Annotated in this window: 23 protein-coding genes and 1 tRNA gene; 12 read left to right on the forward strand and 12 right to left on the reverse strand. The window is 66.7% G+C overall.

Annotated elements, in window-relative coordinates:
* Positions 1-157: 157 nt before the first annotated feature.
* On the reverse strand, positions 158-3,631 hold the full coding sequence (gene dnaE, locus ABLE38_RS18615) for a DNA polymerase III subunit alpha (RefSeq protein WP_348975733.1): 3,474 nt from the start codon (positions 3,629-3,631) through the stop codon (positions 158-160).
* A gap of 310 nt (positions 3,632-3,941) precedes the next feature.
* Here dnaE and ABLE38_RS18620 point away from each other — a divergent pair, with 310 nt between their 5' ends.
* Complete coding sequence (locus ABLE38_RS18620; protein ID WP_348975734.1) at positions 3,942-4,427, forward strand: hypothetical protein; 486 nt, start codon at positions 3,942-3,944, stop codon at positions 4,425-4,427.
* Between the two features lies 1 nt (position 4,428).
* Entirely contained in the window at positions 4,429-4,857 is a 429-nt protein-coding gene (locus tag ABLE38_RS18625) for a hypothetical protein (RefSeq protein ID WP_348975735.1), read from the forward strand.
* A gap of 124 nt (positions 4,858-4,981) precedes the next feature.
* Here ABLE38_RS18625 and ABLE38_RS18630 read toward each other — a convergent pair whose 3' ends face one another.
* Entirely contained in the window at positions 4,982-5,824 is an 843-nt protein-coding gene (locus ABLE38_RS18630; RefSeq protein ID WP_348975736.1) for a hypothetical protein, read from the reverse strand.
* On the reverse strand, positions 5,802-6,428 hold the full coding sequence (locus ABLE38_RS18635; protein WP_348975737.1) for a hypothetical protein: 627 nt from the start codon (positions 6,426-6,428) through the stop codon (positions 5,802-5,804). Before ABLE38_RS18635 ends, ABLE38_RS18630 begins: the two co-directional genes overlap by 23 nt.
* A 247-nt stretch (positions 6,429-6,675) precedes the next feature.
* Between ABLE38_RS18635 and gyrA the strand changes: the two genes are divergently transcribed.
* The 3 genes from gyrA (at position 6,676) to ABLE38_RS18650 (ending at position 9,957) form a co-directional block, all read left to right on the forward strand.
* Complete coding sequence (gene gyrA, locus ABLE38_RS18640) at positions 6,676-9,438, forward strand: DNA gyrase subunit A (RefSeq protein WP_348975738.1); 2,763 nt, start codon at positions 6,676-6,678, stop codon at positions 9,436-9,438.
* The gene (locus ABLE38_RS18645) at positions 9,435-9,788 is read left to right on the forward strand and encodes a DUF952 domain-containing protein (protein ID WP_348975739.1); all 354 of its coding nucleotides are present in this window, start codon (positions 9,435-9,437) and stop codon (positions 9,786-9,788) included. The genes gyrA and ABLE38_RS18645 overlap by 4 nt, the downstream gene beginning before the upstream one ends.
* Before the next feature lie 94 nt (positions 9,789-9,882).
* A tRNA-Glu gene (locus tag ABLE38_RS18650) sits at positions 9,883-9,957 on the forward strand.
* Between the two features lie 70 nt (positions 9,958-10,027).
* Here the strand turns inward: ABLE38_RS18650 and ABLE38_RS18655 are convergent.
* Both ABLE38_RS18655 and ABLE38_RS18660 read right to left on the reverse strand, forming a co-directional pair.
* Complete coding sequence (locus ABLE38_RS18655; protein WP_348975740.1) at positions 10,028-10,405, reverse strand: DUF202 domain-containing protein; 378 nt, start codon at positions 10,403-10,405, stop codon at positions 10,028-10,030.
* Entirely contained in the window at positions 10,402-10,767 is a 366-nt protein-coding gene (locus tag ABLE38_RS18660; protein ID WP_348975741.1) for a DUF1622 domain-containing protein, read from the reverse strand. The genes ABLE38_RS18655 and ABLE38_RS18660 overlap by 4 nt, the downstream gene beginning before the upstream one ends.
* A gap of 155 nt (positions 10,768-10,922) precedes the next feature.
* On the opposite strand from ABLE38_RS18660, the gene ABLE38_RS18665 reads away from it, so the two are divergent.
* Positions 10,923-11,774, forward strand: a complete 852-nt coding sequence (locus ABLE38_RS18665) for a hypothetical protein (protein ID WP_348975742.1) — start codon at positions 10,923-10,925, stop codon at positions 11,772-11,774.
* A gap of 3 nt (positions 11,775-11,777) precedes the next feature.
* Here the strand turns inward: ABLE38_RS18665 and ABLE38_RS18670 are convergent, their stop codons facing one another.
* From ABLE38_RS18670 to ABLE38_RS18695, 6 genes are all read right to left on the reverse strand, one after another.
* Positions 11,778-13,796, reverse strand: a complete 2,019-nt coding sequence (locus ABLE38_RS18670) for an acetyl/propionyl/methylcrotonyl-CoA carboxylase subunit alpha (RefSeq protein ID WP_348975743.1) — start codon at positions 13,794-13,796, stop codon at positions 11,778-11,780.
* Positions 13,797-13,803: 7 nt separating this feature from the next.
* Positions 13,804-14,016 (reverse strand): hypothetical protein, encoded by a 213-nt coding sequence (locus ABLE38_RS18675; protein WP_348975744.1) that lies wholly within the window; start codon positions 14,014-14,016, stop codon positions 13,804-13,806.
* Between the two features lie 10 nt (positions 14,017-14,026).
* A complete protein-coding gene (gene bioB / locus ABLE38_RS18680; RefSeq protein WP_348975745.1) occupies positions 14,027-15,025 on the reverse strand; it encodes a biotin synthase BioB in 999 nt (332 codons plus the stop codon).
* Positions 15,022-17,163 (reverse strand): methylmalonyl-CoA mutase, encoded by a 2,142-nt coding sequence (gene scpA / locus ABLE38_RS18685; RefSeq protein WP_348975746.1) that lies wholly within the window; start codon positions 17,161-17,163, stop codon positions 15,022-15,024. The genes bioB and scpA overlap by 4 nt, the downstream gene beginning before the upstream one ends.
* A gap of 147 nt (positions 17,164-17,310) precedes the next feature.
* Positions 17,311-17,730 carry a methylmalonyl-CoA epimerase gene (mce, locus tag ABLE38_RS18690; RefSeq protein ID WP_348975747.1) on the reverse strand — a complete coding sequence of 140 codons (420 nt, stop codon included), beginning with the start codon at positions 17,728-17,730 and terminating at the stop codon, positions 17,311-17,313.
* Positions 17,731-17,994: 264 nt separating this feature from the next.
* Complete coding sequence (locus ABLE38_RS18695; RefSeq protein WP_348975748.1) at positions 17,995-19,521, reverse strand: acyl-CoA carboxylase subunit beta; 1,527 nt, start codon at positions 19,519-19,521, stop codon at positions 17,995-17,997.
* 102 nt (positions 19,522-19,623) lie between these two features.
* Here ABLE38_RS18695 and ABLE38_RS18700 point away from each other — a divergent pair, with 102 nt between their 5' ends.
* The 3 genes from ABLE38_RS18700 (at position 19,624) to ABLE38_RS18710 (ending at position 22,342) form a co-directional block, all read left to right on the forward strand.
* The gene (locus ABLE38_RS18700; protein ID WP_348975749.1) at positions 19,624-21,024 is read left to right on the forward strand and encodes a short-chain fatty acyl-CoA regulator family protein; all 1,401 of its coding nucleotides are present in this window, start codon (positions 19,624-19,626) and stop codon (positions 21,022-21,024) included.
* A 60-nt stretch (positions 21,025-21,084) separates the two neighbouring features.
* Entirely contained in the window at positions 21,085-21,519 is a 435-nt protein-coding gene (locus ABLE38_RS18705) for a DUF3291 domain-containing protein (RefSeq protein ID WP_348975750.1), read from the forward strand.
* Positions 21,520-21,583: 64 nt separating this feature from the next.
* Positions 21,584-22,342: a class II aldolase/adducin family protein gene (locus tag ABLE38_RS18710; RefSeq protein WP_348975751.1), complete on the forward strand. Its 759-nt coding sequence runs from the start codon at positions 21,584-21,586 to the stop codon at positions 22,340-22,342.
* Between the two features lie 25 nt (positions 22,343-22,367).
* Here ABLE38_RS18710 and ABLE38_RS18715 read toward each other — a convergent pair whose 3' ends face one another.
* Entirely contained in the window at positions 22,368-23,168 is an 801-nt protein-coding gene (locus ABLE38_RS18715) for a class III extradiol ring-cleavage dioxygenase (protein ID WP_348975752.1), read from the reverse strand.
* A 77-nt stretch (positions 23,169-23,245) separates the two neighbouring features.
* Between ABLE38_RS18715 and ABLE38_RS18720 the strand changes: the two genes are divergently transcribed.
* The 3 genes from ABLE38_RS18720 to ABLE38_RS18730 all read left to right on the forward strand — a co-directional run bounded on the left by ABLE38_RS18720 (position 23,246) and on the right by ABLE38_RS18730 (position 25,586).
* On the forward strand, positions 23,246-23,752 hold the full coding sequence (locus ABLE38_RS18720; RefSeq protein WP_348975753.1) for a (2Fe-2S)-binding protein: 507 nt from the start codon (positions 23,246-23,248) through the stop codon (positions 23,750-23,752).
* Positions 23,753-23,869: 117 nt separating this feature from the next.
* Positions 23,870-24,760 (forward strand): RcnB family protein, encoded by an 891-nt coding sequence (locus tag ABLE38_RS18725; protein WP_348975754.1) that lies wholly within the window; start codon positions 23,870-23,872, stop codon positions 24,758-24,760.
* A gap of 91 nt (positions 24,761-24,851) precedes the next feature.
* A complete protein-coding gene (locus tag ABLE38_RS18730) occupies positions 24,852-25,586 on the forward strand; it encodes a 2OG-Fe(II) oxygenase (RefSeq protein WP_348975755.1) in 735 nt (244 codons plus the stop codon).
* Positions 25,587-25,596 lie beyond the last annotated feature (10 nt).

The raw sequence follows: 25,596 nt of genomic DNA on the forward strand, positions 1-25,596 counted from the left end.
CTCCATACCGCTTTTTCGAGAGCGTAGACCGGGGAGTGCGGGGGTGTCGAGAGTTGCGCGTCGAAGCCATTCCGTCGTCCCGGCGAAAGCCGGGATCGCGTGCGGCACTTTCCCGCAATTGCCTGAGATCCCGGCTTTCGCCGGGATGACGATCTTCCTAAGCCGCCTCGGCCAGCTTCGCCGCGGCACTCTTCAGCGTTGCCCAGCGGATGCCGGGGACATTCTCGATCTTCTGGCGCAGCTCGCCGTCCAGGCGGAAGTCTCGGCCGAGCACCAGCTCCGCCTCGCCGCCGGCGATGCCGACGCGCACCAGCACCTCGCCGCGCCCGCCGCGCTGATCGCCGATGATGCCCGCCAGCACCGGGATGGCGCGGACGTCGTCGATCGCCACGTCGAGCACCAGCCGCGCGGTGTTCGCCAGGTTGTCGAAGCTCTGCACGCGCTTGATCGAGACGCGCGGCGTGTCTTCCCCCGCGCGCTTGTCGAGCTCGACGGTCAGCACCGCGCAGCCGCCCTCGCGCGCGCAGCGCTCCAGGTCGGGGACGGCGCTGTCCTCGAAACAGGTCGCGATGGTCTGCGCCGATTTGTCCGAGATCGTCGCCATCATGTACTTGTTGCCGCGCGCCGAGGTGCGCGGGCGGCAATCCTCGATCAGCGCCGCGATCGTCGCGCCGACGCGAGTGCCGGGCGGGATGTCGATCTCGCCCAAAGTCGCGATCTCGCGCGCGCCGAAGGTCCTGGCGAGGTGCTGGAAGCGGTCGAGCGGGTGCGCCGAGAAATAATAGCCGAAGGCGTCGCGCTCGGCGCCGATCCGATCGGCCAGCGACCAGTGCGCGCTCTGCGGCAGCTGGATCGCGCCGCCGCTCGGCTCGGATTCGCCGAACAGGCCGCCCTGCCCGCTGGTCTTGTTCTGCCAGGTGCGCTGCGCCACTGCGAGGATCGTCTCCGCCGCGGCGAACACACCCGCACGATTGTCGTCGAGGCTGTCGAACGCCCCGGCGCCGGCCAGCGTCTCGACCTGGCGCTTGTTGATCAGCCGCGGATCGACGCGCTTGGCGAAGTCGTCGAGCGACTTGAAGCTGCCCCGCTCCTCGCGCTCCTCGACCAGCAGCTCCATCGCGCGCTCGCCCACGCCCTTGAGCGCCCCCAGCGCATAGCGCACCGCCAGCCCGTCCTCGGTCTTCTCGACGAAGAAATCGCCTTCGCTGCAATTGATCTCGGGGCCAAGGCACTTCACGCCGAGGCGCTTCATGTCGTCGGCGAAGATCGCCAGCTTGTCGGTCTGGTGGATGTCGTACGCCATCGAGGCGGCGAAGAATTCGTGTGGATAATGCGCCTTCAGCCACGCCGTCTGATAGGCGAGCAGCGCATAGGCGGCGGCGTGCGACTTGTTGAAGCCATAGCCGGCGAACTTGTCGATCAAGTCGAACAGCTCGTTGGCCTTGGCTGGCTTGATGCCGTTATGCTCGGCGCAGCCCTTCACGAAGGTCTCGCGCTGGGCGTCCATCTCCGCCTTGATCTTCTTGCCCATCGCGCGGCGCAGCATGTCTGCGCCGCCGAGGCTGTAGCCCGCCAGGATCTGGGCGGCCTGCATCACCTGTTCCTGATAGACGAAGATGCCGTAGGTCTCGTTCAGGATCGGCTCGAGCAGGTCGTGCGGATAGACGATCTCCTCGCGCCCGCCCTTGCGGTGGCCGAAGCTCGGGATGTTGTCCATCGGGCCCGGGCGATAGAGCGAGACGAGCGCGATGATGTCGCCGAAATTGGTCGGGCGCACCGCGGTCAGCGTGCGCCGCATGCCCTCCGATTCGAGCTGGAACACACCCACCGTGTCGCCACGCTGAAGCAGGTCGTAGACTTCGGTGTCGTCCCAGGTCAGCGTGTCGAGATCGACGTCGATGCCGCGGTCCGCGAGCAGCTCGACGGCCTTCTTGAGCACCGACAGCGTCTTCAGGCCGAGAAAGTCGAACTTCACCAGCCCGGCACCCTCGACATATTTCATGTCGAACTGGGTGACCGGCATGTCCGAGCGCGGATCGCGGTAGAGCGGCACGAGCTGGGCGAGCGGACGATCGCCGATCACCACGCCGGCGGCGTGCGTCGAGGAGTGGCTGGGAAGCCCCTCGAGCTGCATCGAGAGATCGACGAGGTTCCGGATCTCGCGATGTGCCTCATATTCGGCGAGGAACTCGCTCACCCCGTTCAGCGTGCGCGACAGCGTCCAGGGATCGGTCGGGTGATTGGGGATCTGCTTGGCGAGGCGATCGACCTGACCATAGCTCATCTGCAGCACGCGGCCGACGCTCTTGATCACCGCGCGCGCCTTCATCGTACCGAAGGTGATGATCTGCGCGACGTGATCGGCGCCGTATTTCTGCTGAACGTAGCGGATCACTTCGCCGCGCCGCGTTTCGCAGAAGTCGATGTCGAAGTCGGGCATCGACACGCGCTCGGGATTGAGGAAGCGCTCGAAGAGCAGGCCGAGCTTGAGCGGATCGAGATCGGTGATCGTCAGCACCCAGGCGACGACCGAGCCCGCGCCCGAGCCGCGGCCCGGGCCGACCGGAATGTCGTGCGCCTTCGCCCATTGGATGAAGTCGGCGACGATCAGGAAATAGCCGGGGAAGCCCATCTGGATGATGACGTCGAGCTCGAACTCAAGCCGGTCCTCATAGGGCTTGCGGGCTTCGGCGCCGGTGATGCCGGCCTTTTCCAGCCGCGCGTCGAGGCCCTGCCAGCTCAGCTCGCGCAGCATCTTCGCCTCACCCTCGCGGTCGCCGGCGAGGCTGGGCAGGATCGGCTTGCGCTTGGGCGCGGCATAGGCGCAGCGCTGGGCGACAACGAGCGTGTTGGCGATGCCTTCGGGCAGGTCGGCGAACAGGTTGCGCATCTCGGTCGCCGGCTTCATCCAGGCGTCAGGCGAGGAGCGCGGGCGATCGTCCGAGGCGATGTACGACGAGTTGGCGATGCACAGCATCGCGTCATGCGCCTCGTAGAAGGTCTCTTCGGCGAAGCAGCTCGGGTTGGTCGCGACCAGCGGCAGGCCACGGTCATAGGCGAGGTCGAGCAGCCGCGGCTCCGCCTTGCCTTCGATCTCGTCGAGCCGACGGACGATCTCGATATAGAGCCGTTCGGGGAACAGCGACTCGAGCCGGCGGGCATAGGAATCGGCGGCGCTGTCCTGCTGCTCGGCATAGAGCCGCGCCAGCGCGCCCTCGCGCCCCGCCGTCAGGCAGAGCAGCCCATCGGTGCGGCCTTCCAGCGCCGCAAACGGGATGTGCGCGTCTTCCTCGACCGGGCGATCGAGATGCGCCATCGAGACCAGGTCGCACAGGTTGAGATAGCCCGCCTCGTCCTGCGCATAGAGCGCCAGCCAGTCGATCGGCGCGGCGACGCCGTCGGGCATGTCGGGCCGCTTCACCGCGAGCAGCGTGCCGATGATCGGCTGGACGCCGGCCTTGATGCAGGCATCGCCGAAGCTCATCGAGGCATAGAGTCCGTTGCGATCCGCCACCGCCACCGCCGGAAAACCCAGCTCCTTGGCGCGCTTGGCGATTGCCTTCGGCTCGATCGCGCCCTCCAGCATGGTGAAGGACGAAAAGACCCGAAGCGGAACGAAGCCGGAATGCATCGGTGGAGAATAGGGTCCCGCTCTCCGCGGCGCTACCCGTGGGGAGCGTTGTCCACAATTTTCAAGCGTTTGTGCTCAGGATTTCTCCCTACGCACGGACTCGGACGGGTGCTCTCCGGAATGGCGGCGGGCGACGCGATGGGCCAGATGATGGTTAATGGCAGTAAACGTTTCGTCGATGGAACATACCGGTTCATCGCAGGATCAGAATTGGGCGTTATTATGGCAAACATAAGGCAAGCAGAGAAACCTATCACGGTTTCAGTGACTTACCAGCAGAATACCCACCGTTTCTGACGAGTCGATGCCCATGAACAGCCTTTACCACGGTAGTGAACTTTGCGAGGTCGATGCCGACGGAAACGTCGCCGTCCCGGCCTTTCTCGAAGACGCTTTCGCCCCCGAAACCAGCCCCGAGATCGTTGTCGCCAAGCACCAGGCCGACGACTGCCTGATCGGCTATGGCCGCGCACATCTTTCGACCCTGGCCGAGCGCGCCGAGCGCCGCCGGGTGGCGGAAGAAGAGCGCGGCGAGGAAGCCCGCAGCCACTATCGCCGGATGCGCGGCACCTTCGGCCTGTCCGAGCGAATCAAGCGCGACGGCAGGGGCCTGCGCATCCCGCCCGCGATGCGCCATCTCGGCCGCATCGACGACCTCGCGCTGTTCGTCGGCGCCGGCGACAGCTTCGAAATCTGGAACCCACAGCTCGCCCTCGAAAGCGACGACGAGCATTTCCGCGCCCTGGCCGAATTCCGGCTGCGGATGCGCGGCACCAAGACCGCTGGAGTGCATTGAGATGAGTATCCGCTGCAACATGATGGGCCACACCGCCGGCACCCGGCATCACCACAACCAGGGCCTCGACTTCGCCGTCTGCCACCATTGCGGCTGCGACCTGGTTCGCCCCGAGGGCGGCGAGTGGAGCGAAGTGCCGGAAGGCTTCCAGGTCGTGTGGCGCGAATTCGGCCGCACCGGCGACGCCGCCTCGGTAGCGGATCGCATGACCCGCATGGCGCCCCCGCCCCGCCGCCGTGAGCCCCGCGGCGCCCGTCCCAAGCCCCGCCGCGACCCGCGCGGCCGTCCGTTCAGCGCCGGCTTCGGCATCGTCGGCGCGCTCGCCAATCTCGGCAAGCTGGTCAACGGCGATGTCGAGGACGACTCCACCGGCGTCGAGGCGAACGGCCAGTACGTGATCCGTCTGCCGCATACCGGCACGACGCATTGAGTTGCGGACGCCGGGCGCGCGGCCTGGTGTTCCCAAGTGCCGGTGGCGGGGCGCCCTCCTCCCGCCTCGCCATCGGTACCTTGCCTGATCCCAAGGACGACGGTCGCGTGGCGGCCGTTGGCGGCTAGCGTGAAGGCAGGTGACCGTCCTCCATTTCCGCCGGCGCCTGCTCGGCCGGCGACGGTGGTGGATTGACGGCATATTGGCCGGTTTGGCCGATCGACGCAGCCACCTGGACCTGCGCATCTACGATCGTCGCGGTGTAGACCTTCATTTTCGCAGGCGCGTCTTCCGCCAGCTCCTTGAGGCGCGCGCCGGCGTTCTGGCACGACCGGGAAAAGCGCTTGCGATCGATCACCGTTTCCTCCGGCACGGGCAGGATCGCGGGATCCGCCACCGGGCTCCAGTCTCCGTTCGAATCCACCTTCAGTATCTCGCGATCGAAGCGGGCGACGACCGTGGCCGCGCAGGCCCTTTGATTGATGCTGCCAAAGATGCCGGCGTTCATGACAGCGCCCACGGAGCCGGTCCCGGTCAGGTCTCGCGTCTTCACATCGTAGCTGCTGCGCACGACCATCACATATTGCGCACCGGTCTGCGGATCGTTGAATTTGCGGAATTCGGCGGCGACCGCATGCCCCGCCGGCGTCGCACGGGAAACCACGCGGATCCGCAGATTGTCCGAACAGTCGACTTCCTTCGAGTTGAAATAGCTTCCGAGATCCCGAGGCTCCGCGCGAAAGACCGTGCCGAGCGAACAGGAGAAGGGCTGGCGCGCGACGCCGGCCGCGTCGGTCGCGCCGAAGCGGCGCCAATCCCCGCCGCTGCTGAAACGGACGACGCTCTCCACGCCGCGATTTCGCTCGTCGACGACACGAACGTTGACGATTCGCGGCGGATTGGCCTGCGCATGTGCAGAATGCGCCGCCATCAGCAGGGCAAGACTAAGACTTACGCGGACGATCATAGCGCGACATCCCCCGATGCGGCCTAATATTCATCTGCAAATATATCTTTGGCTCTTCTTGCTGTCCACCGACCGGTGATTTGCGCATCCGGTATGCGATCACGGCGAGGAACGTCGCCCACAGCACGAACATCGCGATGAGAATCGACAATTCGTGCCGCGCGCAGAAGGTCTCGAGGTTGGCCTCGACGATCCGGATCGCCTGGCTGCTCGCGTCGATACGCAGTGCCGGCGTGGCGCTGCTCCGCGATTCCGCCGTCAGCCGGTAGGTCTCGCCCGGCAGCAGGTGCGGGATCGTGAAGCTGGCCGTCTGCCCCGCCGCATCCGGCGCATTGTCCCCCTCGGCCGCGGGCTCGACCGGCTGGATGCGCGCGCGCTCCATCGGGCCGCCGGGAACGGTGATCATCACCGAGATGCCGTCGAAGCGCTTGGCGCGGGTAACGTTGCTGAGATCGAGGGTGACGACCTGCACCTGGCCTTGCGAGGCGGTCCGCATAGAATATTCGAGCGTCGGCGCTTCCACCACGCTCGCTACGATGTGCGTGACCAGCCAGGTCAGCACGCCGACGATGACCGTGACGATATAGGGTTGCTTGTCTCCCAACGCGCCCCTCCGGTCCGGCCCCCTCCGGACTGCCGCCACTGTTCCACCCACCCGTAGGCGCCGTCAATCGCGCCATTTGGGAGTTGCAGCCATTTGCGTTTGATCTTCGACGCTCGCAAAAGCCGGCGCCCTGCCCGACTTATCCACCGCTTTCCCTCGCGTACGCGTGCGCGCGCGGGCGGGGTTGGCAGGATGCGTCCACCCGGCTAGAGCCATCGGATCGTAACAAATCCGAAAGCGTGAACCTTTGACCGACGAGACCATCCTCGCCGACGATCCTTCCGACATTGCGCCGATCTCGATCGTCGATGAGATGAAGACCAGCTACCTCGATTACGCGATGAGCGTGATCGTGGCGCGCGCGCTCCCTGACGTCCGGGACGGTCTCAAGCCGGTTCACCGCCGCATCCTCTACGCCGCGCAGGAAGGCGGCTATGTCGCCGGCCGCGCGTATCGCAAGTCGGCCCGCCTCGTCGGTGACGTGATGGGTAAGTATCACCCGCACGGCGACAGCTCGATCTACGACGCGATGGCGCGCATGGCCCAGGACTGGGCGATGCGGGTGCCGCTGATCGACGGTCAGGGGAACTTCGGTTCCATGGATCCCGATCCGCCCGCGGCGATGCGCTACACGGAGGCGCGCCTTGCCCGCGTCGCCTCGGCGCTGCTCGACGACATCGAGAAGGACACGGTCGACTTCGTCCCGAACTATGACGGGTCGGAGAGCGAGCCGGCGGTCCTCCCCGCGCGCTTCCCCAATCTGCTGGTCAACGGCGCCGGCGGCATTGCGGTCGGCATGGCGACCAACATCCCGCCGCACAATCTCGGCGAAGTGATCGACGCCTGCCTGGCGCATATCGATGCCATGCTCGGCAAGCGCGAGGCGCTCACGCTCGAGGAGCTGATGGAGATCGTCCCCGGTCCGGACTTCCCGACCGGCGCGCTGATCCTCGGCCGCTCGGGCTGCCGCTCGGCCTACCAGACCGGCCGCGGCTCGATCATCGTCCGCTCGCGCCACGAGTTCGAGCAGCGCGGCGAGCGCCGCTCGATCGTGCTCACCGAGATCCCGTACCAGCAGGGCAAGAACGCGCTGGTCGAGAAGATCGCCGAGGCCGCCAAGGACAAGCGCATCGAAGGCGTCAGCGACATTCGCGACGAATCGTCGCGCGAGGGTGTGCGCATCGTCATCGACCTCAAGCGCGACGCGACGCCCGAGGTCGTGCTCAACCAGGTCTGGCGCAACACCCCGGCGCAATCGAGCTTCCCTGCGAACATGCTCGCGATCCGCGGCGGCCGCCCGGAGCTGCTCAACCTCCAGGATATCATCCAGGCGTTCGTCAAGTTCCGCGAAGAGGTCATCACGCGGCGCTCGAAGTTCGAGCTCGCCAAGGCGCGCGAGCGCGCCCACATCTTGCTCGGCCTGGTGATCGCGGTCACCAATCTCGACGAAGTCGTCCGGATCATCCGCGGGTCGTCGAGCCCGGCCGATGCCCGCGACAAGCTGCTCGCACGCGAATGGCCGATCGCCGAGATCGCCCAGTACATAAAGCTGGTCGAAGCGGTTGAAACCGAGGTTACCGGCGACATCTACCGGCTGAGCGAAGCGCAGGTCCGCGCGATCCTCGACCTGCGCCTCCACCGCCTCACCGCGCTCGGCCGCGACGAGATCGGCGACGAGCTCAAGGAACTGGCCGATTCGATCGCCGAGCTGCTCGAGATCCTCGGCAACCGCGCGCGCCTCTACGAAGTGATGGTCGAGGAGCTGACCACTGTCCGCGCCCTCTACGCCACGCCGCGCCGCACCGAGATCGCCGCCGCCGCCGACGGCATCGAGGACGAGGACCTGATCGAGCGCGAGGACATGGTCGTCACCGTGACCATGGAAGGCTATATCAAGCGCACCCCGCTCGACACCTTCCGCGCCCAGGCCAAGGGCGGCAAGGGCCGCGCCGGCATGGCGACCAAGGACGAGGACGCGGTCACCCACCTCTTCGTCACTTCGACCCACACGCCGGTGCTGTTCTTCTCCACCGAGGGCAAGGTCTACCGCATGAAGGTCTGGCGCCTGCCCGAGGGCGGGCCGGCGACGCGCGGGCGGCCGATGATCAACCTGCTGCCGCTGGCGGCGGGCGAGACGATCTCGACCGTGCTGCCGCTACCGGAGGACGAGAATGCGTGGGGCGACCTCCACGTCATGTTCGCCACCGCAAAGGGCAATGTCCGCCGCAACTCGATGGATGCCTTTGCCAACATCCGTACCAACGGCAAGATCGCGATGAAGTTCGAGGAAGGCAGTGAGGATCGCCTCATCGGCGTCTCGCTGCTCACCGAAGGTGACGACGTTCTGCTCGCCACCAAGGGCGGCCGCGCGATCCGCTTCGCCTCGACCGACGTGCGCGAGTTCCAGAGCCGCGATTCGACCGGCGTGCGCGGTGCGCGCCTGGCCGAGGGCGACGAGGTCATCTCGATGTCGGTGCTGCGCGGCTTCGACGCGACGCCGCAGGAGCGCGAGGACTACCTCAAGGCCGCTCCCTGGAAGGAAGGCGAGCGCGAGATCGCCCTCAGCCCCGAGCGCATGGCCGAGTTCGAGGCGGCGGAGGAGTTCATCCTCACCGTCACTGCCAATGGCTATGGCAAGCGTACCTCGGCCTATGAGTATCGCCGCACCAATCGCGGCGGCCAGGGCATCACCAACATCGTCAGCTCGGACCGCAACGGACCGGTGGTGGCGAGCTTCCCGGCACACAATGGCGAACAGCTGATGCTGGTCACCGACCAGGCCAAGCTGATCCGCACCACGGTCGGCTCGGTCCGCGTCACCGGGCGCAACACCCAGGGCGTGATCCTCTTCCGCGTCGCCAAGGACGAGCATGTCGTCTCGGCCGCGCGGATCGAGGAGAGCGACGACGAGGCCGAGGTCGATCTGGGCGACGGCGCCGTCGCCGGCGAACCGACGCCTGACGGCACCACGACCGAGGACCTCGCCAGCGGTCCCGAGGACGGGCAGTGAGCGAAGCCCCGAACATCGCCTACAAGATCCTGACCGTGGAGCAGATGCACGCGCTGGAGCATGAAGGCGTGTTCGCGGGCGCGCCGATCGACCTGGCGGACGGCTATATCCACCTCTCCACCGCCAATCAGGTGGTGGAGACGCTGGACAAGCATTTCGCCGGCCAGGCGGGCCTGTGGCTCGCCGCAGTCGATCTCGAGGCGATGGACGATGCGGTGCGCTGGGAGCCGTCGCGCGGCGGCCAGCTCTTCCCGCATCTCTATGCGCCGCTGCCGCTTGCGGCGGTGACGGCGTACAGCGAAGTCCATTACGAGCCGGACGGCACGCTGCGCCTGCCGGTCGCGGGCTGAAACCGCCCGGCTCGCAATAAAATTGCCGATCCGCGGGGAAGGCGCTTGACGGGCAAGGAACCTGCCCGTAATTGCCCGCTTCCGCCACGCTAATGGCCCCTTCGTCTAGCGGTTAGGACGTCGCCCTCTCACGGCGAAAGCAGGAGTTCGATTCTCCTAGGGGTCACCAGCGGACACGAGATCGCGCGGGGCGCGATCTCGGCCATGGTGACCGGCAAGACCGTCACCAGCGGAACCGCTCAGATGAGCCGGCCCGCCATGGCGGCGAACAATCCCACGCCCGCTACGCACATCACCAGCGCCATCACCAGGATCGGTCTGCCGAAGCGGAAGGCGCCGCTGCGCTGGATGTCGCGCAGCGTCGTGGCATAGCTCAGCGTGCCGAGCACGATCGCCAATATGCCCATGCCGACCAGGAACAGTCCGACCTGCCGCGGGCTGTGCGAGTGCGGGATCTGCTTGCCCTCGGCCAGCCCCTGCAGGAACTTGTAGATGGTGAAGCCGAAGCTCAGCATCGAGAGCGAGGTGCGGATCCAGGCCATCAGCGTCCGGTCCGCCGCGAGCACGGTGCGCGTGGCGCCGAGGTCCTCCGGGAGCGCACGCTTCGTGTCGCTCATGGCGCAATCTTCTGTGCGCGGAGTTCCGCCTCGCGCTCGCGCAGCGGCTCCATGTCGCGATCGAGGAAATAGCTGAGGAAGGTGCGAATCGCCGCAATCGCCGCCAGCTTGCCGACATCCTCCCAGCTCGGCGCTATCGTCGTCTCGACGATGTCGGCGGCCAGCTGGAACGACAGCCCCGCGACCAGCCATCGCCCGAAGCCCAGCCATATCGGCCGAAGCGCTTCCTGCGAGGCGCGGGTCAGCAGCAGCCGGAACAGGTACCAGGCGGTCTGGAGCGATCCGAGCGCGATCGCCGCCATCGCGAGGAAGTTGACGATCAGCGCGATATATTCGGCGAGGACGTGCAGCGCGTCTTCCATCGGGCCGGCTCCCTGGTGCCTGTCGCACCGAAGCTGCCCTGCGCCCCGCCCGCTGCCCATCGGGGGAAGTCGGTGCGCTTCGCCGGGACAAACCCTGATTGTCCGCGCGCGCCGGCAAGGCACGATGCACCGTCCGAAACCACGGGGAAACCCCGATGAACGCGCTCCTCTCCCACTGGCTGCTGGCAACGCCGATCTGGCTGATCGGTATCTTCCTGTTCGCCGGGATGCTCGCCTTTGCCTGGCTCGGCATCCGGCTGCGGCGGCGACGCGACCGTGCGGCAGGGGGCAAGATCGACAAGGACGACGCCCAGGAGGGATTGATCGTCTCCGCGGTGATGGGCCTGCTCGCGCTGCTCGTCGGCTTCACCTTCTCGCTCGCGCTCGATCGCTATGACGCGCGGCGGATGGGCGTGCTGGAAGAGGCCAACACGATCGGCACCACCTATCTGCGCAGCCAGATGGTCGATGCGCCCTATCGCCAGCGGCTGAGCAGCATGCTCTCGCAATATGCCGACAACCGCATCGCCGTCGCGCAGCTTTCGCCCGGGCCGAAGCTCACCGAGCTGCTGGCGCGCAACGACCAGCTGATCACCGACCTGTGGACCGAGACGGTCGCCGCCTGGCCTTCGCTCAAGCATTATGATTTCTCGAGTTCGTATCTCGATACGATGAACGCGATGATCGACATGGACGCCACGCGCCGGGCCGCACGCCGCGCGCACGTGCCGGCGGAGGTGTTCCTGCTGCTCTTCATCTACCAGTTCGTCGCCGCCGGCGTGATCGGCTATGTCCTGGTCGGCGAGCGCGGGCGCCAGACGGCCGCCTTTCTCTTCGCGCTGTTCGGGCTGTCGCTGCTGCTGGTGATCGACCTGGATCGACCGACCGATGGCGGCATCATCGTATCGCAGCAGCCGATGCTCGATCTCCAGGCGATGATCCGCGCCAATCCGCCGCCCACCTTCGACCGGTTCAACGGCACCCGGACGGCAGTGCCGCCCGACTGAGCGTCATTCGAACTCGAGGATCGCCGCGTCCACCGCCAGGCTGTCGCCGGGTGCGAAATTGGCGGCCTTCACGGTCGCCGCCTTCTCGGCGCGCAGGATATTCTCCATCTTCATGGCCTCGACCACCGCGAGCGCCTGCCCTGCCTCCACCCGGTCGCCGGGCGCGACGTGCAGCTGGGTGAGCAGCCCCGGCATCGGCGCGAGCAGGAAGCGGCTCATGTCGGGCGGCACCTTCTCGATCATATGGTGGCGATATTGCGCGATATGCGGTGGATAGACCTCGACCCGGTGCGTCGCGCCGTGCGCGGTGAGCTTCCAGGCCGCACCCTTGCGCGCGACGCCGACGCTGAACGGCGCGCCATCGACGATTGCGGTGAGGGTCAGGTTGTCCGCCTGCCATTCGCCGTCGATCTCGATCGGCTCGCCTTCGACGGTGACATCCTCGTCCACCACGACCTCGAACCGCTCGCCGTCGATCAGCACCACCCGCGCCTCGCCAACCTCGACCGGGCCGTTGAGCTGCCCCGAGGTCGCGGCGGCGCGTTCGGCACGCTCGAGGTCGATCGCCGCCGCCAGCGCCGCCAGCTTGCGCTTCAATCCGGCCGAAGCCGGCGCGCCGTGGAAGCCCTCGGGATATTCCTCGGCGATGAAGCCGGTGGTGATCTCGCCCGAGCGGAAGCGCGGATGCTGCATCAGCGCCGAGAGGAAATCGATATTGTTGCCGACACCGTCGATCCGGAACTGGTCGAGCGCCGCGATCTGCAGGTCCGCGGCCTCGTCGCGCGTCTCGCCCCAGGTGATCAGCTTGGCGATCATCGGATCGTAGAACATCGAGACTTCGCCCCCCTCGGCCACGCCGTCGTCGACGCGGACATAGCCATGGTCGCCGCGCGTGCCGGGCGCGCCATAGGGCGTCTCCTCGCTCGCCGGCGGGCGATAGCGCACCAGCCGCCCGGTCGAGGGCAGGAAGCCGCGATAGGGGTCCTCGGCATAGACGCGGTTCTCGATCGCCCAGCCGGTGAGCGTGATGTCGTCCTGCCCGAACGCCAACTTCTCGCCGTACGCGACGCGGATCATCTGCTCGACCAGGTCGATGCCGGTCACCGCCTCGGTCACCGGATGCTCGACCTGGAGCCGGGTGTTCATCTCTAGGAAATAGAAGCCCGCCCCGGTCTTGTCGGCGCCCGAGACGATCAGCTCGACCGTGCCCGCCGAATAATAGCCCACCGCGCGGGCCAGCGCGACGGCCTGCTCGCCCATCGCCTTGCGCATCGCGGGCGAGACGAAGGGCGACGGCGCTTCCTCGACCACCTTCTGGTGGCGCCGCTGGATCGAGCATTCGCGCTCGCCGAGATAGACGATGGTGCCGTGCTGGTCGCCCAGCACCTGGATCTCGATATGGCGCGGGCTCTCGATGAACTTCTCGATGAACACGCGGTCGTCGCCGAAGCTCGCCAGGCCCTCGCGCTTGGTCGCCTCGAAGCCCTCGCGCACGTCCTGCTCGCTCCACGCCAGCCGCATGCCCTTGCCGCCGCCGCCGGCCGAGGCCTTCATCATCACCGGATAGCCGATCTCGCTGGCGATCCGCACGGCATGCTCGGTATCGTCGATCTCGCCGACATAGCCGGGGACGACGTTCACGCCCGCCTGCTTGGCGAGCTTCTTCGATTCGATCTTGTCGCCCATCGCCGCGATCGCGTTCGGCGGCGGGCCGACAAAGGCGATCCCCGCCTCCGCACAAGCCTTGGCAAAGCTCTCGCGCTCGGAGAGGAAGCCGTATCCCGGGTGGATGCAGTCGGCCCCGGTCTCCTTGGCGGCGAGCAGGATCAGCTCGGCCTTGAGATAGGACTCCGCCGCCGGCGCCGGCCCGAGCCGCACCGCTTCGTCCGCCATCAGCACGTGCGGCGCACGCGCATCGGCATCCGAATAGACCGCCACGGTGGCGATCCCCATCTTCTTGGCGGTGCGCATCACGCGGCACGCAATCTCGCCGCGATTGGCGACCAGGATCTTCTTGAACATCAGTCAATTACCCCAAGAAAATTGCGCACCAGACACTGATGACGAAGGTGATCGCAAGGAGCGACCAGTTAATCCAGAACTTGCCGGGCTCAATCGCACGAGCACTGCGGCCGCCTCTCGCGCCAAGCAGCGTACCGCTCAACAAGGAGCCAGCCAGCTTCGCTCCGGCTATCACGGCCCACGCGATCGCAAAGAAACGAAAGAAGCCCTGCTCGGTCACGCCGCACGGATCATTCCGCCGCCTCCAGCTCCACCTTCACCTCGGCCTGCATCGGCACCACGCCCAGCCGCGCGAACAGCGCCGCGTCCTTGTCGTCGCCGGCATTGCCCGCGGTCAGCAGCTTGTCGCCGGTGAAGATCGAGTTGGCGCCGGCCAGGAAGCAGAGCGCCTGGGTCGCGTCGCTCATGCTCTCGCGGCCCGCCGAGAGGCGGACCATGCTCGCCGGCATCGTGATCCGCGCCACCGCGATCGTGCGGACGAACTCGATATCGTCGATCTGCGCCAGCGGCGTGTCGGCCAGCATGTTGCCGAGCACCGTGCCCTTGATCGGCACCAGCGCGTTGACCGGCACGCTGCCCGGATGCACCGGCAAGGTCGCCAGCGCATGGATGAAGCCGACGCGGTCCGGCCGAGTCTCGCCCATGCCGACGATGCCGCCGCAGCACACGTTGATCCCCGCCTCGCGGACATGCTCGAGCGTGTCGAGCCGGTCCTCGAAGCTGCGCGTGGTGATCACCTCGGCATAGCGCTCGGGCGAGGTGTCGATATTGTGGTTGTAATAATCGAGCCCGGCATCGGCGAGCATCTGCGCCTGCTTCTCGCTGAGCATGCCCAGCGTCATGCAGGCCTCCATCCCCATCGCGCGCACACCCTGCACCATCTCGACGATGGCGGGCATGTCGCGGTCCTTGGGGTTGCGCCAGGCCGCGCCCATGCAGAAGCGCGACGAGCCGTGGTCCTTCGCCTGCGCCGCGGCCTGGAGCACCTGGCGCACGTCCATCAGCTTGGTCGCCTTCAGCCCCGTCTCCGCCGAGACCGACTGGCTGCAATAGCCGCAATCCTCCGGGCAGCCGCCGGTCTTGATGCTGAGCAGCGTCGAGAGCTGGACTTCGTTCGCGGCGTGGTTCGCGCGGTGCACTTCGGCGGCGCGGAACACCAGCTCGGTGAAGGGCAGCTCGAACAGCGCGGCGATCTCTTCACGGGTCCAGTCGGTACGCACTTCGTTCATTCGGCCGCTTCCTCTACCGGGGGCATGTTGTGACCGAGGAGCCTGAGCACCTCTTCGGCGGCTTTGACAAGGTTGGTGCCCGGCCCGAAGATCGCCTGCACCCCCGCCTCGCGGAGGAACTCATAGTCCTGCGCCGGGATCACGCCACCGGCGATAACCTTGATGTCGGCCCGGCCGGCCTCCTGCAGTTCGCGGATCAGCTCGGGGATCAGCGTCTTGTGCCCGGCGGCAAGGCTCGAGGCACCGACGACGTCGACATCCTCGGCCAGCGCCAGCGCCGCGGCTTCCTGCGGGGTCTGGAACAAGGGGCCCGGCACCACCTCGAAGCCGAGGTCGCCGAATGCGGAGGACACCAGGTTGGCGCCGCGGTCATGTCCGTCCTGGCCCATCTTGGCGACAAGCATCCGCGGCTTGCGGCCAAGCCGACGCTCGGTCGCGTCCACGCCCTGCTTGAGCCGCTCCCACACCGCATCGTCCTGATAGGCGCCGCCATAGACGCCCTGCACCGGCGTCGGCTTGGTCGCATAGCGGCCAAAGCCCGCCTCCATCGCCGCGCTGATCTCGCCCAGCGTCGCGCGCTGGCGGGCGGCCTCCACCGCGAGATCGAGCAGATTGGCATCGCCGCGCGCGCCTTCCTGCAGCGCGAACAGCGCCTTGCGGCAGGCCGCGTCGTCGCGGCTCGCCTTGACCTGCCTGATCCGCGCAATCTGCGCCTCGCGCACGGCGTGGTTGTCGACATCGAGGATGTCGATCGGGTCCTCGTCGGCCTTGCGATACTTGTTGACGCCGACGATCACCTGCTCGCCGCGATCGATCCGCGCCGCGGTGGCCGCCGCGGCTTCCTCGATCATCGCCTTGGGCCAGCCCGCCGCCACGGCCTTGGCCATGCCGCCCTCGGCCTCGACGCGCTCGATGATCTCCCAGGCCTTGTCGACCAGCTCCTGGGTCAGGCTCTCGATGTAATAGGAGCCGCCCAGCGGATCGACGACCTTGGTCATCCCGGTCTCTTCCTGGATGACGATCTGGGTGTTGCGCGCGATCCGTGCGGAGAAGTCGGTCGGCAGCGCGATCGCCTCGTCGAGCGCGTTGGTGTGCAGGCTCTGCGTGCCGCCGAGCATCGCCGCCATCGCCTCGATCGTGGTGCGGATGACGTTGTTGTACGGGTCCTGCTCGGTCAGCGACACGCCGCTGGTCTGGCAATGCGTCCGCAGCATCTTGGAGCGCTCGTCCGCCGCGCCGAGCTGGGTCATCACCCGGTGCCACAGCACCCGCGCCGCCCGCAGCTTCGCGATCTCCATGAAGAAGTTCATGCCGATTGCGAAGAAGAAGCTCAGGCGCCCGGCGAACTTGTCGATATCCAGGCCCGAGGCAACGCCGTACTTCACATATTCCATGCCGTCGGCGATGGTGAAGGCGAGCTCCTGCACCTGCGTCGCCCCGGCTTCCTGCATATGATAGCCGGAGATGGAAATGCTGTTGAATTTCGGCATGTTAGCCGAGGTATAGGCGAAGATGTCCGAGATGATCCGCATGCTCGGCTCGGGCGGGTAGATATAGGTGTTGCGGACCATGAACTCCTTGAGGATGTCGTTCTGGATGGTCCCGTCGAGCAGGCTCCTGTCGACGCCCTGCTCCTCGCCCGCGACGATGAAGAAGGCGAGGATCGGGATCACCGCGCCGTTCATCGTCATGCTGACCGACATCTGATCGAGCGGGATCCCGTCGAACAGGATCTTCATGTCCTCGACGCTGTCGATCGCCACGCCCGCCTTGCCGACATCGCCGGTGACGCGCGGATGGTCGCTGTCATAGCCGCGGTGGGTGGCGAGATCGAAGGCGACGCTCAGCCCCTTCTGCCCGGCCGCCAGGTTGCGGCGATAGAAGGCGTTGGAAGCCTCGGCGGTCGAGAAGCCGGCGTACTGGCGGATCGTCCAGGGCCGCCCGGCATACATCGATGCGCGCACGCCGCGGGTGAACGGCGCGAAACCCGGCAGGCCCGGATCGATCCCCGCCACGTCCTCCGCCGTGTAGAGCGGCTTGACGTCGATGCCCTCGGGCGTGTGCCAGGTCAGGTCCTTGCCCTTGACCTCCTTCGAGGCAGCGGCGGACCATTGGTCGAGTGTCGGCTTGTCGCTCAAGCTCCTTCTCCCCTTGTGGGAGAAGGAAGGGGCCCGCTGATGCAATCAGCGGGAAGAATGAGGGGGACGTATCGGGACACAACCCCCTCACCCTTCCGCGACTGCGTCGCTCCCTCCCTCTCCCACAAGGGGAGAGGGAAAATAGGCTCAATGCCCTTCATTGGGCGTCTCCATGATCTCGGTCAGCACCCCGCCCATGTCCTTCGGGTGGACGAAGAAGATCGGCGTGCCATGCGCGCCGATGCGCGGCTCGCCCAGCACCTTGGCACCCTTGGCCTCGAACCAGGCCTTGGCTTCGTGGATATCGGGCACTTCGTAGCAGAGGTGATGCTGCCCGCCCGCCGGGTTCTTCACCAGGAAGCCGTGGATCGGCGAGCTTTCGCCCAGCGGCTCGATCAGTTCGATCTGGCTGTTTGGCGTGTCGACGAAGCACACCTTCACCCCTTGCGCGGGCAAGTCGAACGGTTCGCGGATCACCTGCGCACCCATCACGTCACGGTAAAAGGCGATCGACGCTTCGATCGAGGGCGTCGCAACGCCAACATGGTTGAGGCGGCCGAGTTTCATCCTATCCACCCAATCTCTGGACCAGTCCAACGACGGTGCCGATCGCCCCCGCCAGAAACATGAAGCAGCCAAAGCCGATCATGAACTTGTGCCAGCCGATACTGGCTCTGAAAGCCCCTGGACGTTGATCACGACAGGTCTTCCGGCTTCCATGGCTGAAATAGCCACGTTCGATGGAACGCTTCAGTTCCCGCCTTAGCCACAGGGTGAAGCACGCAACGCACGCCAGCCAGAAGCCGGCAAACAACAATGCCCCCACCGCACTCACAGCGGGATATTGTCATGCTTCTTCCACGGGTTCTCGAGCTGCTTGTTCCGCAGCTTCCTGAGCCCCAGCGCCACGCGCCGCCGCGTGGAATGCGGCATGATCACCTCGTCGACGAACCCCTTGCTCGCCGCTACGAACGGATTGGCGAAGCGCGCCTCATATTCGGCGGTGCGCTCGGCGATCTCCTCGGGCGTGCGCCCACGGAAGATGATCTCCACTGCGCCCTTGGCGCCCATCACCGCGATCTCGGCGGTCGGCCAGGCATAGTTGAGGTCGCCGCGCAGATGCTTGGAGGCCATCACGTCATAGGCGCCGCCATAGGCCTTGCGCGTGATCACCGTGATCTTGGGCACGGTCGCTTCGGCATAGGCGAAGAGCAGCTTGGCACCGTGCTTGATGATCCCCGAATGCTCCTGGCCGACGCCCGGCAGGAAGCCCGGCACGTCGACGAACGTCACGATCGGAATCTCGAACGCGTCGCAGAAGCGTACGAACCGCGCCGCCTTCTTCGACGAGTTGATGTCCAGGCATCCGGCCAGCACCATCGGCTGGTTGGCGACCACGCCCACGCTGCGCCCCTCGATCCGGCCGAAACCGATCAGGATGTTGCCGGCATGGCTCGGCTGCAGCTCGAAGAACTCGCCCTCGTCGAGCGTCTTCCGGATCAGCTCGTGCATGTCATAGGGCTGGTTCGCGCTCGGCGGGATCAGCGTGTCGAGGCTCGGCTCGAGGCGATCCCAGGGATCGTCGCACGGCCGCTCCGGAACAGCCTCGCGGTTCGAGGCGGGAAGGAAGTCCACGAAGTCGCGGGCCGCGAGCAGCGCCTCGATATCGTTATCGAAGGCCACGTCAGCGACCCCCGACTTCGTGGTATGCGTCACAGCTCCGCCCAGTTCCTCCTGCGTGACGATCTCGTTGGTAACGGTCTTCACTACATCTGGGCCGGTGACGAACATGTACGATGAATCCTTCACCATGAAGATGAAGTCGGTCATCGCGGGAGAATAGACGGCCCCGCCTGCGCAGGGCCCCATGATCAGGCTGAGCTGGGGCACCACGCCGCTCGCCAATACGTTGCGCTGGAACACCTCGGCATAGCCGCCGAGCGAGGCGACACCCTCCTGGATGCGCGCGCCGCCGCTGTCGTTCAGGCCGATCACCGGGGCGCCGACCTTCATCGCCATGTCCATGATCTTGCAGATCTTCTGCGCGTGGCGCTCGCTGAGCGAGCCGCCGAACACGGTGAAGTCCTGGCTGAACACGAAGACGAGGCGGCCGTTGATCGTGCCGCTGCCGGTGACGACGCCGTCACCGGGGACGATCTGGTCCTGCATGCCGAAGTCGACGCAGTTATGCTCGACATACATGTCGAGCTCCTCGAACGATCCTTGGTCGAGCAGCACCTCGACGCGCTCGCGCGCGGTGAGCTTGCCCTTGGCATGCTGCGCGTCGACTCGCTTCTGTCCCCCGCCCAAGCGAGCGGCGGCGCGGCGGCGTTCCAGTTCCTCGATCGTCGACGACATGCGGTTCCCCTTGGAATTGGCGGCTTCTGCATGGGACATGCCGCCACGGCAAATGCAATGTTGCAAAGTTGTAAGTGGCAGGTTTGCAGATATACTGCATCAATGAGCAATTCTCCCCGTCGCCGCGTCTTCGAGGGCTTCCGCGTTCGCGAGCTGCGCCGGCGCGTGGGCCTGAGCCAGGCGGCAATGGCGACGCGGCTAGGCATCTCGGTTTCCTACCTTTCGCAGATCGAGAACAACGACCGGCCGATCACCGATATCGTCCTGGTCGCCCTCTCCCGCGAATTCCCGCTCGAGGCGTTCGGCGACGCCGCCGACAGCTCGGCGCTGCTCCGCACGATCGACGCGGCCACCGATGCCAGCGTTCCGGCCGAGCGGCTCGACGAGGCCGATGTCCGCCGCGGCATCGAGCAGCAGCCGCTCCTCGCCCGCCGCATGGTCGCGCTGCACGAGGCCTGGCAGCGCAGCCAGGAGCAGCTCCGCGTCCTCGACGACCGCTTCGACAGCGGCACCAGCGACGCCGCGCCGCTCCCCTGGGAAGAAGTCCGCGACTGGTTCCAGGCCGAGGGCAACTATATCGACGTGATCGATCGCTCGGCCGAAACGCTCGCCCAGGACCTCGATGCCGATCGCCCCACCCGCGGGCTGGAGGATCGCCTGCGCTGGCACGGCGTCCGCGTCATCGGCGAGGATGGCGACGGCAGCCAGCTCAGCCGCTTCGATCCGCGCGATCGCACCCTTGCGGTCAACAGCGCGCTCCCGCCGGAGAGCCGTGCCTTCCTGCTCGCGCACCGGCTGGTCCGCTACGAGTTCGAGAATGAGATGCGCCAGGTCGTCGCAGAGTCCGGCCTTGCCACGCCGGCCGCGCGCGAATTGCTCAGCATCGGCCTCGCCAACTATGCCGCGGGTGCGCTGCTGATGCCCTATGGCGCGTTCAAGGACACTGCGCGCGACGTGCGCCACGATATCGATCGGCTGCGCCAGCGCTTCGGCGTGAGCTTCGAGCAGGCCTGCCATCGCCTCTCCACCCTCCAGCGCCCAGGCATGCAGGGGCTGCCCTTCTTCTTCTGCCGGGTCGACATGGCCGGCAACATTACCAAGCGGCATTCGGCGACCCGGCTGCAATTCGCCCGCTTCGGCGGCGCCTGTCCGTTGTGGATGGTCCACGAGGCCGTGGCGATCCCCGATCGCATCCTGGTCCAGCATGCCGAAATGCCCGACGGCACGCGCTACGTCTCGATGGCCAAGGGGCTGGTGAAGCCGTCCGGCAGCTATGCCCGCCCCTCGCGCCGCTACGCCGTGACGCTGGGCTGCGAGGAAGCCTATGCGGCGGACTTCGTCTATGCCGACGATCTCAAGCCCGGCGGCGCGGCGACTCCGATCGGCGCCAATTGCCGCATCTGCCCGCGCACCGATTGCGACCAGCGTGCCTTCCCGCCCGCGGCCTCCTCGATCGCGATCGATCCGGACCGGCGCAGCGTGGTGCCATACGGCTTCAATTGAGCCCGTGGCAAAGAGGAGCCCCGTTTCCCATATCCCGTGCTGGCCACGCAGCGAGGGACCATGTTCGTAAGCGTCACGCGTCTCCGCATCCGTTCCTGGCGCTTTCTCCCGGCCTTCGCGCTGCTAACCCTGCAAACCAACCGCCAGGTGCGTGCCGCTGCGGGGTTTCGCGCAGGCTCGCTGCTGCCCGATCGGCACTTCACCTTCTGGACGCTCACGCTGTGGGACAGCGCCGAGGACATGCGCGCCTATATCACCGCCGGCGCGCACCGGGTGGCGATGCCGAAATTGAAGCATTGGTGCGACGAGGCGAGCATCGTCCATTGGGACCAGCCGGACACGACCCTGCCGGCATGGTCCGAAGCCGATGCGCGGATGCGCGCCGAGGGGCGCCCGTCCAAGGTGCTCCACCCCACTGCCGCGCATCTGGCGATGGCCTATGCCAGCCCGCGCCTCAGCCGCGCCGCGTCGATCCAGCCGGACGCGCGCGCCTAGGAGTTGCCGCGAGCCCCTCGCCCGTGGCATACCCGAAAAACGAAAAAGCCTTGGGAGAGGTACGATGGCCACCGCGCTGGCAAGCAAGCAGATGACCGAAGCCGAGTGGGAGGCCCGCCAGCAGCTCGCCGCCTGTTACCGCGTGTTCGACATGCTCGGCTGGTCCGAGATGATCTACAACCACATCACGCTGAAGGTGCCGGACGAGGAAGGCGCGTTCCTGATCAATCCGTTCGGACTGCACTTCAGCGAGGTGAAGGCATCGAACCTCGTCAAGATCGATATCGACGGGAACAAGCTCGACGACTCGCCCTATCCGGTGAACCGTGCCGGCTTCGTCCAGCACGCGCTGTTCCACCGCCATCTGCCCGACGTACACTGCATCGCGCATACGCACACCACGGCGGGCATGGCAGTCGCCAGCGTCGAGGGCGGCCTGCGCCCGACCAACTTCTATGCCTGCAGCTTCGCCGGCCAGATCGCCTATCACGACTTCGAAGGCGTCACGGTGCGCGACGAGGAGGGCGAGCGGTTGCTCGCGCATCTCGGCGACAAGCGCGTGATGCTGCTCAAGAACCACGGCATCCTGGTGATGGGCCGCACGCTGCCCGAGGCGTTCATCAAGCACTGGTCGCTCCAGCGCGCCTGCGAGATCCAGATTGCCACGGCGAGCATGGGCGAGCCGCTGGTCGTGTCGGACGAAGTGGTAGCGGTGCACCAGCGGGATCTCCACATGGCCCAGGTCCCCGGCGGCCCGGGCGCGGCGGACTTCGCGGCGATGGTCCGGCTGGTCGACCGCACGGACAAGAGCTGGCGGGAGTAAGACCCTCTCCCGCCGCGATGGAGAGCTACCCGAACCGATACCCGCTGACCGTCCAGCCCAGCACATGGTCGCGGTAGTCGCGCGCCGCCGGCCCCTCGCCGCCCGCGCCGAGCGCGACCATCAGCGGCAGCAAATGCTCCTCGCGCGGATGAGCGAACTGGGCATAGGGCAGCGCGCTCCACGCGGCGACCGCGGCGGCGCGCGTGGCAGGGTCGGGATCGGTCACCGCGTTGGTCAGCGCATCGTCCCACACATCGGCATAGGGCGTCACTTCGGGGCCGCGCGCACGCAGGTTGTGGAAGCTCATGCCCGAGCCGACGATCAGCACGCCCTCGTCCCTGAGCGGCGCGAGCGCCTTGCCCATCGCGATATGGTCGGCCGGATCGAGGTCCTTGCGCAGCGAGAGCTGGACCAGCGGGATGTCCGCGCCCGGCACCGCGACCATCATCGGGATGAACACCCCGTGGTCCCAGCCGCGCTCGGCCTCCTCGCCTACCGGGAAGCCCGCGCCTTCGAGCAGCGTCTTCGCGCGCGCCGCCACCTCCGGCGAGCCCGGCGCATCCCAGCGCAGGCGATAGGTGTGCTCGGGGAAACCGTAATAGTCGAACAGCAGCGGCTGGCCGGCGCCGGTGTGCACCGTCACCTGCTTCTCTTCCCAATGGCCGGAGACAAGCAGGATGGCCTTGGGGCGCTCGGGCAGCGAGTCGATCAGCCCGGCGAGATAGCCCTGCATCTTCTGCCACATCGGGTCGGCCGGGCCGCCATCGGGGTCCATGAAGAAGCACGGGCCGCCGCCGTGCGGGATGAAGAGCGTGGGGAGTGTCATGCAGCCGATGTCGCGTGCTGCACGGCACGGCACAATGCCGGTTTCGGAAACACCGCGTTTCCCGCTACATTCCCGGCATGACTCGCTTCACCGTCAACAACCAGCCGGTCGCCTACAAGATGGACCCGCGCACGCCGCTCCTCTGGGCGCTGCGCGACGCCTCGAACCTCACCGGCACCAAATATGGCTGCGGCACCGGCGATTGCGGCGCCTGCACGATCGACGTCGACGGCACCGCCCGCCTCGCCTGCCAGGAGACGATCGGCGCGCTTGAGGGCACCTTCGTGACCACGATCGAGGGCCTGTCCAAGGATCGCAGCCACCCGGTGCAACAGGCCTTCATCGCCGCCAACGTCCCCCAGTGCGGCTATTGCATCCCCGGCATGGTGATGGCCGCCGCCGTTCTGCTGCGCGCCAACCGCAATCCGAGCGAGCAGGACATCAAGGATGCGCTCCCCAATATCTGCCGCTGCGGCATCTATCCGCGGCTGATCGAGGCGGTGCAGCAGGCCGCGCGGATCGCCCGGGGCGACGTCGCGGCGCCCGAGCCGGGCCAGGACGCACCCACCCCAGCGGAACCCTGATATTTCAAATGCTTTCAATCAGCTGACAGCTGAATTCAGACTCGTGTCAGCCACCGGGCTTTAAAGAGCGTTTACCTCGAAAGCCCGGCGTCGTGCCGGTCCCAGCGGAGAGAGATAATGAAGAAGACCTTGCTAGCGGCGATCATCGCCGCAACGGCTCTGGTCCCGCCGGCACTGGCGCAGGACCGCGGTCGTCACTGGGGCGGCGGCGACCGCTCGAACAATGGCGGCCAGTCGGCACAGCCGAGCCAGCCCCGGCAGGACCGCGGCAATGGCGGCGGCGGTTGGCGCCAACCCTCGCAGCCGCAGTCGCAGCCGGCGGCGCAGCCCCAGGCCCAGCCGCAAGCCCAGCCCCAGCGCAGCTGGAACGGCGGCGGCAACCGTGGCGGCGATCGCTCGCAGTGGAATGGCGGCCAGAACAATGGCGGCGCCCGTCCGCAGTGGAATGGTGGCCAGCCGCGCGGCAGCGCACCGCAGACCCAGGTCTCGCCCCCGCAGGGCCAGCCCTCGCAGCAGTGGAACGGCAACCGCGGCAACAATGGCGGCCAGTGGAACCGCGGCGGCGACCGCAACCGGCAGGACCAGTATACCCGCGGCAACCCGAACTGGAACGACCGCAACCGCGGCTCGAGCTGGAACGGCAACAACAACCGCGGCTGGGACGGCAATCGTGGCGGCTACAACGGCAACCGCGGCGGCTGGAACAACAACTGGCGCAGCGACAACCGCTATGACTGGCGCGGCTATCGCAACTCCAACCGCGGCGCCTATCGCCTTCCGCGCTACTATGCGCCGTCGGGCTGGGGCTATGGCTATCGCCGCTTCTCGATCGGCTACACGCTGAGCTCGATCCTGTTCTCGTCGCAATATTGGATCAACGATCCCTATTACTACCGTCTGCCGGAAGTGTACGGCCCGTATCGCTGGGTGCGCTATTACAATGACGCGCTGCTGGTCGATGTGGAGACCGGCGAGGTGGTCGACACGATCTACGACATCTTCTGGTAAGCAAGCGCCCGCATCTTGCCAGAAACGGGAGGCCCGGTTCGAAAGGACCGGGCCTCTTGCTTTTGCCGCCCGCAGGCGCGAATTGCCCCTTGTGAGCAGCAACACGAACAAGCCTATCGGTAAAGCATCGGGTTCCCCCTCGCCCCAGCGCGCGCGGATCGGCCGCGAAGTGGTGGCGAAGCTGGCGGCCAACCCCGGCGTCAAGCGCGCAAAGGTCGAGGCCGCGCAGATGTTCACCTATCCCGATTTCCTGAGCGAGGAAGAGTGCGACGCGCTCGTCGGCCTGATCGATGCGGCCGCCCGCCCCTCCACGTTGCTCGCCACGCATGACGATCCCGAGTTCCGCACGAGCAGCTCCACCGACCTCGATCGCTGGTCCGATGTGGTCTGGCCGATCGACGATCGCATCGCGCACGTCCTCGGCCTGCCGCCCGCCAACGCCGAGACGTTGCAGGGCCAGCGCTACGCCCCCGGCCAGCAGTTCCGCGCGCATTGCGACTATTTCCACGAGGGCGCGGAATATTGGGAGCGCATGCTCGAGACCGGCGGCCAGCGCACCTGGACCGCGATGATCTACCTCAACGATGTCGAGGAAGGCGGCGCGACCTGGTTTCCGCGCGCCGGGGTGCGCTTCAAGCCAAGAAAGGGCCTGATGGTCATCTGGAACAACATGATGGAAGACGGCACCCCCAATTACGACACGCTCCACGAGGGCATGCGCGTGATCGAGGGCACCAAGTACATCGTCACCAAGTGGTTCCGCGAGAACGCCTGGATCCGCGGCCATGTGCCGACCTATTATGCCGGCGGCGAGCAGCGGACCTAGCGCCCTGGGG

The sequence above is a fragment of the Sphingomonas sp. KR3-1 genome, from assembly GCF_040049295.1.
Taxonomy (GTDB): domain Bacteria; phylum Pseudomonadota; class Alphaproteobacteria; order Sphingomonadales; family Sphingomonadaceae; genus Sphingomonas.